At 61.5% G+C, this 9907-nt stretch carries 17 protein-coding genes and 1 pseudogene; all 18 read left to right on the plus strand.

Going from position 1 to position 9907, the window contains the following annotated elements:
* The first annotated feature begins 5 nt into the window (after window positions 1–5).
* The 18 genes and pseudogenes from EP7_RS21730 to EP7_RS21815 all read left to right on the plus strand — a co-directional run bounded on the left by EP7_RS21730 (window position 6) and on the right by EP7_RS21815 (window position 9878).
* Window positions 6–353 (plus strand): hypothetical protein, encoded by a 348-nt coding sequence (locus EP7_RS21730; protein ID WP_463524240.1) that lies wholly within the window; start codon window positions 6–8, stop codon window positions 351–353.
* Window positions 350–514, plus strand: a complete 165-nt coding sequence (locus tag EP7_RS21735) for a hypothetical protein (RefSeq protein ID WP_463524241.1) — start codon at window positions 350–352, stop codon at window positions 512–514. Before EP7_RS21730 ends, EP7_RS21735 begins: the two co-directional genes overlap by 4 nt.
* 44 nt (window positions 515–558) lie before the next feature.
* Complete coding sequence (locus EP7_RS21740; RefSeq protein ID WP_463524242.1) at window positions 559–834, plus strand: hypothetical protein; 276 nt, start codon at window positions 559–561, stop codon at window positions 832–834.
* Window positions 821–1147, plus strand: coding sequence for a hypothetical protein (locus tag EP7_RS21745; protein WP_463524243.1), 327 nt, complete (start codon window positions 821–823; stop codon window positions 1145–1147). The genes EP7_RS21740 and EP7_RS21745 overlap by 14 nt, the downstream gene beginning before the upstream one ends.
* Before the next feature lie 280 nt (window positions 1148–1427).
* The gene (locus EP7_RS21750) at window positions 1428–2192 is read left to right on the plus strand and encodes a hypothetical protein (RefSeq protein WP_463524244.1); all 765 of its coding nucleotides are present in this window, start codon (window positions 1428–1430) and stop codon (window positions 2190–2192) included.
* Window positions 2189–2449, plus strand: a complete 261-nt coding sequence (locus EP7_RS21755; RefSeq protein ID WP_463524245.1) for a hypothetical protein — start codon at window positions 2189–2191, stop codon at window positions 2447–2449. Before EP7_RS21750 ends, EP7_RS21755 begins: the two co-directional genes overlap by 4 nt.
* Before the next feature lie 564 nt (window positions 2450–3013).
* Complete coding sequence (locus EP7_RS21760) at window positions 3014–3385, plus strand: hypothetical protein (RefSeq protein WP_463524246.1); 372 nt, start codon at window positions 3014–3016, stop codon at window positions 3383–3385.
* Between the two features lie 59 nt (window positions 3386–3444).
* Window positions 3445–3633 carry a hypothetical protein gene (locus EP7_RS21765; protein WP_463524247.1) on the plus strand — a complete coding sequence of 63 codons (189 nt, stop codon included), beginning with the start codon at window positions 3445–3447 and terminating at the stop codon, window positions 3631–3633.
* Window positions 3630–3836 carry a hypothetical protein gene (locus EP7_RS21770; protein ID WP_463524248.1) on the plus strand — a complete coding sequence of 69 codons (207 nt, stop codon included), beginning with the start codon at window positions 3630–3632 and terminating at the stop codon, window positions 3834–3836. The genes EP7_RS21765 and EP7_RS21770 overlap by 4 nt, the downstream gene beginning before the upstream one ends.
* A gap of 131 nt (window positions 3837–3967) precedes the next feature.
* Window positions 3968–4150, plus strand: coding sequence for a hypothetical protein (locus EP7_RS21775; protein WP_463524249.1), 183 nt, complete (start codon window positions 3968–3970; stop codon window positions 4148–4150).
* 11 nt (window positions 4151–4161) lie between these two features.
* A complete protein-coding gene (locus tag EP7_RS21780) occupies window positions 4162–4581 on the plus strand; it encodes a hypothetical protein (protein ID WP_463524250.1) in 420 nt (139 codons plus the stop codon).
* Window positions 4520–4882, plus strand: a pseudogene (locus tag EP7_RS21785) (hypothetical protein); the annotation flags it as partial. The gene EP7_RS21780 and the pseudogene EP7_RS21785, both read left to right, overlap by 62 nt.
* 15 nt (window positions 4883–4897) lie before the next feature.
* A complete protein-coding gene (locus tag EP7_RS21790; RefSeq protein WP_463528480.1) occupies window positions 4898–5098 on the plus strand; it encodes a hypothetical protein in 201 nt (66 codons plus the stop codon).
* On the plus strand, window positions 5095–5466 hold the full coding sequence (locus tag EP7_RS21795; RefSeq protein WP_463524251.1) for a hypothetical protein: 372 nt from the start codon (window positions 5095–5097) through the stop codon (window positions 5464–5466). Before EP7_RS21790 ends, EP7_RS21795 begins: the two co-directional genes overlap by 4 nt.
* A gap of 94 nt (window positions 5467–5560) precedes the next feature.
* Complete coding sequence (locus EP7_RS21800; RefSeq protein WP_463524252.1) at window positions 5561–6877, plus strand: phage terminase large subunit; 1317 nt, start codon at window positions 5561–5563, stop codon at window positions 6875–6877.
* 10 nt (window positions 6878–6887) lie between these two features.
* Window positions 6888–8390, plus strand: a complete 1503-nt coding sequence (locus EP7_RS21805; RefSeq protein WP_463524253.1) for a hypothetical protein — start codon at window positions 6888–6890, stop codon at window positions 8388–8390.
* The gene (locus EP7_RS21810; RefSeq protein WP_463524254.1) at window positions 8371–9234 is read left to right on the plus strand and encodes a hypothetical protein; all 864 of its coding nucleotides are present in this window, start codon (window positions 8371–8373) and stop codon (window positions 9232–9234) included. The genes EP7_RS21805 and EP7_RS21810 overlap by 20 nt, the downstream gene beginning before the upstream one ends.
* Window positions 9231–9878 (plus strand): hypothetical protein, encoded by a 648-nt coding sequence (locus EP7_RS21815; RefSeq protein ID WP_463524255.1) that lies wholly within the window; start codon window positions 9231–9233, stop codon window positions 9876–9878. The genes EP7_RS21810 and EP7_RS21815 overlap by 4 nt, the downstream gene beginning before the upstream one ends.
* Window positions 9879–9907 lie beyond the last annotated feature (29 nt).

Raw genomic sequence — 9907 nt, forward strand, 5'->3', positions numbered from 1 at the left:
GATCCATGACCGGACAAAAGCTGAATCAACTCGCACTCTACGTTTTTGGCCCAATGGTTTTTGTCGCCATCGACATGGCGGTGTGGATGCTGCCGTGGAGCCTCGGTGTTGACGGTGCCGTGTGTTCGATAGCGGGCCTGATCTGCGTCGTGCTCGCTCTCGTCGGGGGAGTGATGTTCGAGAGCGATCAAGCGGAGCTTCGAAAACAAGCCCAACGCGACCACGAACGGGCAGAGACATCAGCTCGAATAGCGGCGCGCGAGAAAGAGATCGAGTTCGAGAAGGCGAAGCTGAAGGAAGCTCGGGAGGCGCGAACGAAGAAGGCGACCGCATCTCCGAAGGAACCGAAGTGAGCATCCTGATTCTCAAAGCCGCATTCTGGTTCGTCGCGCTGTTCTCGGCGGCCATGGTCCTCATAGGGCTCCTCCAGGTCATCCTGGTGATCATGTGCGTAAAGGCCGGTCTGCTCCGCTGGGAGACGGTCGTCAAGTTTCTGGTGGGGGTGGCGCAATGAGCGAAGTTCAGCCATGCGCGTGGTGCCGGAAGGAGCCCGAGAGAATGGGCAGCGTCATCGTGCACCACTCGTGCCCCGTGACTCGGATCCAGCGGATGAGCGTCGTCACTTGGAACGTCGTGCAGGAGGCGACCCTCGCCGCCCGCCGCAAGGACTTCGAGGCCGGACGCGCAGTGAGCGCCGCGGACGAGACCCCCGACTACGGCGACTTCTTCTTCGGCTACGAGTCAGCCGAGGACTACCTCACGGGGGAGCCACGCGAGACCAGGCCGTTCGGGTGGAGTTTTGAAGACGAATGGAGCGGGAATGAGCAACGTTGAGCCGTGTGGTTGGTGCCGAACGCCAACTGCGATTTTCGTGGATGACCTCGTCTGGTGCCAGACGCCCGGATGTCCCCACGGCGGCAACGTCTATCCGCTGGATCGATGGAATCGCTTTCAACTGGCGATCGTCGAGGCGAGGCGGAAGGACTTCGAGGCGGGTCGCTACTTCAGTCATTGGATTGAGCGCCGCGGAGGCTTGGAGGAAACGCCCTCATGGGAGGAGGCGAGCAAACTGGATCGCCCAAAGTTCTTCAACGAGGAACTCGAAGAGATCGACGCGTTCGATGACTACATCGCGATGAAATATTAGTATGAGCCGATCCCCCGGACTATTCTTTGTCGGCATCTGCATTATTGCGGCGGAGCTCATCCGGGGCCACGCCCAGCACGTGGGGCAGCAGGACGCCGTTTGCGAGCGCGAGTGCGCGAAGCATTATCGCGTGGGCGACTGCCTCGTTTCTCTGGATCCGACGATGATGGCGAACCCTCACGATTGGTTCCACGGCGAATACCACTGCAAGCGGGTCATCGTGGAGGAACGAGAAGGCGGCTTCGAATTTCGGCGATACGTGGAATAGGGTGCGGGGGATATGAACGACCGAGTCAAAGAGATCAAGGAGCGGTGTGAGAAGGCGACGCCGGGGCCGTGGATGTTCGATGAGAGTCTCCATGTCGCGGCAGGATTTGATCCGATTTTCGGATGGGACGGGGCAGGCAAAACGGAGTGCAAAGAATCGGACGCCCGCTTCATCGCCCACGCCCGCGAGGACATCCCCTATCTCCTCGCCCGCGTCGCCGAGCTGGAGGAATTCTTAGCTGGAGCGAACACTGGACGAACCAAGATGTCCGACCTCTACTCGGCGGCTTACGACAGGGCGGAGGCCGTCACCAAGGAGCGGGACGCGCTCCGCCTCGCGTGCAGCGAGGCAAACGACGAGGTGTGCCAGACCCTCGGCAAAGCCCTCGGCTATCCATGGTTCAAGGACGATCAGAAGAACTTCCCCGGCGCTGATGAGACGCACGGCGTGTGCGTCGGCGAGCACGTAGCTGAGACCATCGCGGAGGCGGCGGCGAAGCGAATCGCCGAGCTGGAGGAACAGTGTTCAGCATGCGAGGACGTTGCAAAGGAGTGCATAGGGCTGAGGCGTGAGGTGGCTATCAGCCGCAACGAGCTGCGGGATGAGATTGACGTAGCGGCGGTGCGGATCAGGGTGCTGAAAACGTGGCAGGCCAGCGCCGCGGCACTGCTCGTCGACATGATGTCCGCCTGCGATTCCGGCCAGCTTCAGCGTGAGGCCCAGGCGCTCATCGACTCCAGCGGCTACCGCAAGCATCTTGAGACGGTGCCGAAGTGAGCTGCTCACTGTGCGGGAACAAGCCGAGCTGGTGCGAATGCACCCAAGCCGATTACGCGGCGCAAGAGGCCGCCGACGACCTGGCCAGCCTTGAAGCGAAGGTCGCTCGGGCGCTCGTGTTGCTTGAGGCGCTGACGTCCGCCATTGAGGCCCGCGAGCGCGAGGCTTTCGAGGCGGGACAGGCGGTGCGGGTCGGCCTTGACGGCTTCACACAAATTTGGGGCACCTTTGACGAGTGGAAGGCGAGCAAGCGATGAGCGAGACAAGATGTTCTCGGTGCGTCAAGTTCATACAGGAGACCAGCACCTCCCCGCTTGCAAAGGCGGACGTCTGCACCTGCTGGATGCCATCACCTCCGCCGCATTGGTTCCGACTGGACGGACAGCCTGAACCATACGGGCAACAGAAGCCGGTGGAAGGGTGGAGTGCGGTCTGGTCGGATGAGGCGAAGGAGGGCGAGTGAAGACAGCGATTCACTTGCGATCACCGGCAACAGGCTATTACGGCTGGTATCTTCACGAGAGCGCGATTCCCGAGCACGTGACAAAGCAGATTCAGCATGAGCTCGATCTTGCTCGCGGCATGGCAGAGTCGGGGTGTCGAACGTACTCTGAGTATCGCAATAAGATGACGGTCCGCTTATGCGAGTTCGCGCAATTGATCGGAGGTCAGAACCTGCCTCTTATCCGAATAATGCCGACGGGGGGCGAGTGATCGCAAGATATGACCTCAAATCGGGTCCAATAATTTAGTGGAGGAATATGGGATGCGATATTCATTTCGTGGTTGAGAAGCGAGTCAACGGGAAGTGGCTTGGAATCATGTGGTCACGTCACGCAGAACGACTGAAGGCGAAGCAACGCAACTACTACGCGTTCAGTCAGCTTGCATGCGTGCGCGGCGTGCCTGGAACGGAGACCAAGCGTTGGCCGAAGTTTATCCCAGCAGACATTTCTAAACTCGCGCTCTTCGCCATCGCGGACGATGGGACCGATGGGCATTCTCATAGCCACCTGTCCCTCAGAGAGTTCCGCCAAGCGCACCTTGAAGCTCAGGAAGTTGATGATTGCTGCGAGAAGAAGGTTTCTTCGGAAGATATGGTCGAAGAGTTATTCGGGATTGCCCTATCGGACGAGGAAGACGAAGAAGCGGCAATTGACAGCTATCGCGTGGTTTTTTGGTTCGACAATTAGGTGACAGCTAACCGCAGCCAATCGGGCGAAGGAGGATTGTGGCAAGATGCGATCAGACGATGAAGATGCAGTTAGTGCGCACGACATATCAAGTGCGGTTTGAGCCGGGGGATTCGGCGGAGGAAATCGCGAAGGCGTTCGCCCAGGTTCCGAGCGCGGCAAAGCTACTCGAATGTGACGACGCGGCTGGTGAGCTATTCGCCTTGTTCGAAGTTGAGGCGCAGCAATCGGGCGAAGGAGGAATGTGAGCGGAAAACGCACATCTAAGACCGTTCGTTTCGACGACGAACTGTGGACGAAGGTTGCAATCTTTCTCGCGATTAAGCGCGAAGACTTTCAGGAATACGTGGTGAGGTTGGTTGAGGATGATTTTCGTGCCCGCGCGTTTGATGTGCGGCGAGAGGGCGCGAAGATGATCGTAGCAAATGCGCCGGAAGGCGTTGACCGCTAATAGCAGTTATTTTTCCTCGGAGGGTTATGTGTATCGTTTCGAACGTCGGCGATGGGTATCGAGATAACTTTCGAGAACGCTGGCCGCAGGTTCCGCTTCAACCAACGTTCACGATCCCTGAGATCTCGCGAGTGGAATTCGATGCACTCAAGCGGGAGGTTGAGGCGTTGAAGAAGCTTCTCGGAGAAGCGAAGCGATTCGACGAAGTGACTGGGCAACCAGATTGCGAGATGGACTCGAAGGTGAAGTTCATCAGGCAAATCGCAGATGCGGTCGGGGTGGACTTGAAAGACGTATTCGGCCCGCGAGGCTGAACAGGAGGAACGTGAAGATCGAGATCGACGAGAGCAGAAATGAAGCAAAGGTGTCCAGGTCTGACGGCAAGGTGTCGACGGGTTTCGTTGTTAACCAGGCGGTCCATTTACGACCAGGTGAACGCGAGCAGCAGGTAATTACGCTCGAGCTCGATGGCTGGACGGACCCCGAGCCCGTCTCTGAACCAGCACCCAAGCTCGAAGTCCGCGACATCACCCTGAAGCTGCGTGTCGACACGAGCGAGGCCGACGAGAAGTTCGCCCGGATTGGAGAACGAATTCAGAGACTGACCGAAGCCGCTCGTTCGATCGCCGTTACTGGCGTGATGAAATGCCCAGTTTGCGAAGGACGAGGTCGCGTACTCGTCGATGCATCGCGTCGCGAATTCGGAGCCTGCCACGGCTGCGGCGGCAAGGGGTGGGTGCGGTGAGAAGGCGAGTGGGCGACGCGATCTGCAACCTGATCATGATGTGCGTTTGCATGATCATCCTTTGTATCGGCCTGGGGGCCTGTCTCGGTTTCCTAGCTCTCGGCTTTCTGATGGTGTTGCGGTGAGCTTTCGAGACTGGTTTGATTTCGAGTTGGAGCCCGAACCACGCTGTGATCCCTGTCCTTTTTGCGGGGGCTCGACGCAGTTCGACGGCACATGGTGGTTTCGCACGGATTGGTTCGTCACCTGCCTGTCATGCTACGCCCGCGGTCCGTTTGGAAAGACGATCAAGGAAGCCGCTCGGCTATGGAATGAGATGACCAATCACCTCCGCTGGATCCCCGTCCGCCGCAAGACACCCAAGGTCGAAGCTCGCCTCTCCCTGCCCGGCGAGTCGATCCAGACCGCCACTGGCCTCCAGCGGGTGCCGCCCGGCGACTTCATTCTGCGTGACGATAGCGGGGCCGAGTGGGTCGTGAGCTACGAGGATTTCTGCCGCTTCTACGAGGAAGAATGAAGGTCACGGTGGACCTCGGCGGCATGGTGGAGTTCCTGCTCCTCGGCGAGGTTCCGGGCGGGGACGACGAGGCGAACGTCATCGGGCTCTCGACCGTCGCCTACCTGTCGGCCAAGGACCCCGGCCACGTCCTCCTGCCGGCCGCCATCTGGCACGACGCTGCGTACCGGTCCGGAGCCTCGATCCAGTCCGAGTGGCCGCAGTGGATGGTTGACCGCGAGTTTCTCGACAAGATGCTCGCCATCGCCAACTCGCCGACGCTCCACATCACCCCCGAGCAGCGGTATGACCTTGAACGTGAAGCACTTGCGCTCTACCTGCTGGTCCGCAAGTGGGGCCGGAATGCCTACGAGGGGACCGTCGAGTGAGCGGCGAGCTCCAGCCGAGAAGGGGTATCCACGCCAAAGGCGCCACGTGAGATAATCGGCGCACGATTAACTCCAAAACTCCTCGCCTCGACTGTTGAAAGAACGAACCCTCCACCCAGGTCAGCGCCTCCTCATCGAGGACAAGGCCCATACCGAGCACCTGATCGTCGCGGGGATTCGGTACGGCAAGAGCTTTTGCGGCCCGGCCTGGCACTACTACCGCGTCAAGAAGAACGCGGCTCAGGGCGCGAAGCTCTCGCTCGTCACCGCCCCGGATTACAAGCTCGCGAAGCAGGTCTGCCTCACCTATTACAAGAACTTCCTGGTCGCGAGCGGGCTGAACGAGGGCAACTATGGCGACTTCCGGATCAACAAGTCCGACCTCACGATCTATTTCAACAGGCACGACCACACGGTGCTGACGCTGTCCGGGGAGACGCCCGACAAGATCATCGCCTACACGTCCTCGCACGCCTGGAACGACGAAGCGGCCCGCTCATCCAAGGAAGTCCGGGACAACCTCATCCAGCGGAACAGCTTCACCTGCGACCACCAGCAGCTCCTCCACACGACGACTCCGCTCGGCTCGGAGCACTGGCTGTTCGACGTCTTCGGGCCCCACAAGGTGCCCCGCATCGAAGGCACGCAGCATTCCATCTCGGACAAGGAATCGAAGATCGTTCTTCACGGGCGGACGATGGACAATCCCTACCTGAGCCGGAAGTATATCGCGACGCTCAAGCGATCCTTCGAGTTCGACACCCTTTATTACGCGAACCACATCCTCGGCGAATGGGTCTCGCTCAGCCGGAACCGTTTCTATTTCAAGTACGACGAGACCAAGCACGTCGGCGACTTCCCGCCGAAGTTCACGACCCCGCACCTCTACCTGTCCTTCGACAACAACGTCGGAAATCTGGCAGTCGTGGCCATGCAGCCGAACGCGGGCGGCACCGCCGTCGTCTGGGCGAACGAGTGCGACGCCGAGAATATCCCCGTGGCCTGCGAGCAGTTCCTCCGCGCCTTCCCGCCGGGCACATGGGGCAGCCATTACCTGACGATCTACGGCGACGCCGTGCTGTGGGACCGGTCGAACCAGACCCACACAACCGGGTTTCAGCTCATCCGGTCTCTCCTCCAGCCGCACTTCCCGAAGCTCGAGGTCCGGGCCCCGCGGTCGAACCCGCTCATCCACGATCGCTCGATCGTGACCAACCGCGTCTTCGGCGAAGACCGCTTGAAGATACATCGGAACTGTAAGAAAGTGGTCCTGTCCGCGCGAACGACGCAGACCACCAAGGAAGGCAAGGTGAAGAAGGATTCCAAGGACATCATCACCCACCCGATGGAAGCGGTCGATCGGGTATTGGCCGCTACCGAGGGCCTGTTGATCAACCGCAGAGCCGCATAACCGGGGGCCCTTGGCAGATATCACGTTCCATACCCATCCCCAGCTCGTCAGGAACTGGGAGCGCTACCAAAAGATCGCCGACTTCGAGGACGGCGAGCATGACCGGGTGGTCAGCTACCTCTGGAAGTACGGCCTCGAGAAGGACTCGAACCCCAAGGCCCAGGCGCACTACGATTCCCGCGTCGAGCGGCTCCACAACGATAACTTCGTCGAGCAGTATCTCCGCCTCCACATCGGCCACATGAGCCAGCCGATCCACGTCAACGGCATCGAGGCCAACGAGCGGCTCGGTGCCATAGAGAAGGACGTGACCGGCCTGGGCATGAGCGCCCTCCTCGCCGCCCAGGAGCGGCTCCGGCTCTACATCCGGGACGGCCGCGTCGGAACGCTCATCGACAGCCCGGCGGCGGTGAGCCAGAGCAAGGTCGAGGCGATCGCCGAGCGCGAGCAGTCCTACCAGGTCATCTACGAGGCGACGGATATCCGATACTGGGAGCGGTTTACGTCCGGCCGCAGGCGCGGGCAGCTCAAGTCCGTCATCCTCTCCGCCGAGCCCTACCTCCACAAAGGTCAGGTCCACGCGTCGTTCCGACGTTACTCCCAGCCCGAGGCGGCAGGCGCCCCCTACCGGTGGGAGTGGATGCGCACGAAGCTCACGACCTCGGTATCGCCTCTCGTCGGCGACATCACCTGCGAGGTCATCGATGCCGGGGAAGGCGGAGTCGAAGGGGTGCCGTTCGTCATGTGGGGCAACGGGCCGCGCGAGTCGTTCGTCAGGAGCGTGGTCAACCAGAACTGCTCGCACATGAACGCGCTCTCCGTCCGCGACAACGTGCTCTGGTACACCGGCATGCAGAAGAACGCGTTCGTCGGGGTCACCCCCGAGGAGCTCGACAAATGGTCGGAAGCCGCCGCGCTGATGATCTCCAACTCGGAAGCGCGGATCTTCACCGTGGAATCGTTCGACCCGGTCGGCCTGAACAACGCGATTGCCCGCCTGGAGAAGCACATCCACCGGCACGGCAAGTTCCAGTACAACCAGCTCGCCGACGATACCCGGCAGACGCAGGCCGCGGACTCGAAGATCCTCGACCTCAAGGTCCAGAAGGACATCTACGACAAGACCCTCGACCGGCAGACCGAGGTCGAGCGGGAGATCTGGCGCTGGCACGCCCGCTACGAGCGCGCGACGCCCGCGGAGATCGACGCCATCAGCGTGTCCATCGCCCGCGACTACGGTTTCGACGACCCCGCCGCCGAGGAGGCCGAGCACCAGGCGGCGTGGAACGAGGCCAGGGAGTTGGGGGCCATCAAAATTCAGAAGCAGCTCCTCAAGGCCCGGGTCTACAAGATGGAGCTCTACCCCGTCGAGGGGCAGACGGTGGAGGAGCTTCGCGACGAGCTTCTCGGGGAGATCGACGCCCTTCAAGCCCGGGAGAGCCGGGTGAGCTCGGCGATCAATGGCCTGGGTTCACGCTTGTTCGGCGGGGCAGATGGCCAAGTCCAAGCCTAAAGCCAAGCCGACCCCCGCCGACATCAAGAAGCGGGTGGTGAACATCGCCCAGGCTCGCACCGACGCGCTGTCCTCCATCGAATCTGAGATCGAGAGGCTCTACTCATCGTATTTCGACCGCGTGCGCTCGGTGATCGCCAGCGACAAGGAGCTTCGACGCACCGATGTCCTGACCCTCCAGAACGCCACGGCGACGATGGCTGACCTCGAGAACATCCTCATAGACGCGGGCATGGGAAGCGTGGTCGCCAAGTTCGGGGAGCACTTCCCCGAGTTGGCGGAGGTCGCCGCGACCTACTTCGAGCCGTTCGGCGTCGACAACGCCCTGGCCGGGGTCTCCAAGCAGACGCTCTCCGCCTGGGTGGACTTTTCGGCGACCGAGCTCACCAAGCTCTTCGACGGTGAGCTGATCGCCCCCGTCCGCTCGGCCCTCCTGCAGGTCAACTTCGGCAACATGACCCGCGACGCCCTCATCGACCAGATCACCACACTCCAGCCGGGGATCTCCACGAACAACGCGGTGGTCGCCGTCGACGACGCGTTCTCCCAGTTCCAGCGGGCAGTCGTCGTGGCCGCAGGGGACGCCGCCGAGCTGGAAATCTACCAGTACCTCGGGCCGGACGACGGCATCACCAGCGATCAATGCAGCGCCATGCTGCATGTTAGCAAGCACGGCGCACCGGGGATTCTCTACAAGGACGAGATCACCTCGCAGCTCCATCCCAACCTGGAACGCTACGGACGAAACCCGCTGATCGGCGGAGGACACCCCCGGTGCCGCCACCAGTGGTCTCCGATCCCGGAAGATTACGCGGTCGAGCAATTCGGGTTCAAACCTCGATGAAGTTCTCGCTCGACCTCTCCGCACTGCCCATTGATCCCGACTTCCTCAAGCGGCACGAGCAGGAGTTTCGCAAGCTCCTCGACCAGGAGATGCTCAAGACCCGCGCCCGGATCATCGCCAGCGACACCGCCGGCCAGCAGGCCGAGGGCGGCGGGCTCAAGCCCTACTCCTCGAGCTACAGGGCGGCCATCGACAAGGGGCAGGTCGCGGGCAAGGAGCCGGGGAACCACACGCCGAATCTCACGGCCACCGGCGTTCTCCATCGCTCCCTGACCATCGAGCAGGGCTCAGGGCTCGGCGAGGTGCGGATGTTCTTCAACGGGAGTCATCCGCCTCGGCAAAAGGTGCAGCACCCCCAGAAGCGAGTCAAAGCCGCCCACAAAAGGCGGGAGAAGCAGGGCCTTGCTCCGCTCGCCCCGCACAAGCACGCCCGGGCCGCGAAGGGCGCCGGAAAGACCCTGGGCAAGGGAGCGGCGCCCGCGAAGCGCCGATCGGGCGGGGGCAGAGGCTCCACGCAGAACGCGGTCATCGCCCAGGCCCAGTACGACATGGGGCGCACCGGATGGTTCACGTTTTCCACCGAGGACCTGGAGCGCATCCAGAGGAAGCTCGGAGACCTCGTCGCCCGACTTTTTTTCAAGTAGGGCAAAAATACCCCCCTTCACGCGTTTTC

It is taken from the genome of Isosphaeraceae bacterium EP7, from assembly GCA_038400315.1.
GTDB lineage: Bacteria > Planctomycetota > Planctomycetia > Isosphaerales > Isosphaeraceae > EP7.

Bases quoted from the DNA above. Each gene is read 5' to 3' on its own strand.
- EP7_RS21765 (WP_463524247.1), top strand. From the start codon at position 3,445: ATGAAGATGCAGTTAGTGCGCACGACATATCAAGTGCGGTTTGAGCCG.
- EP7_RS21745 (WP_463524243.1), top strand. From the start codon at position 821: ATGAGCAACGTTGAGCCGTGTGGTTGGTGCCGAACGCCAACTGCGATT.
- EP7_RS21810 (WP_463524254.1), top strand. From the start codon at position 8,371: ATGGCCAAGTCCAAGCCTAAAGCCAAGCCGACCCCCGCCGACATCAAG.
- EP7_RS21730 (WP_463524240.1), top strand. From the start codon at position 6: ATGACCGGACAAAAGCTGAATCAACTCGCACTCTACGTTTTTGGCCCA.
- EP7_RS21760 (WP_463524246.1), top strand. From the start codon at position 3,014: ATGTGGTCACGTCACGCAGAACGACTGAAGGCGAAGCAACGCAACTAC.
- EP7_RS21750 (WP_463524244.1), top strand. From the start codon at position 1,428: ATGAACGACCGAGTCAAAGAGATCAAGGAGCGGTGTGAGAAGGCGACG.
- EP7_RS21740 (WP_463524242.1), top strand. From the start codon at position 559: ATGGGCAGCGTCATCGTGCACCACTCGTGCCCCGTGACTCGGATCCAG.
- EP7_RS21790 (WP_463528480.1), top strand. From the start codon at position 4,898: ATGACCAATCACCTCCGCTGGATCCCCGTCCGCCGCAAGACACCCAAG.
- EP7_RS21815 (WP_463524255.1), top strand. From the start codon at position 9,231: ATGAAGTTCTCGCTCGACCTCTCCGCACTGCCCATTGATCCCGACTTC.
- EP7_RS21795 (WP_463524251.1), top strand. From the start codon at position 5,095: ATGAAGGTCACGGTGGACCTCGGCGGCATGGTGGAGTTCCTGCTCCTC.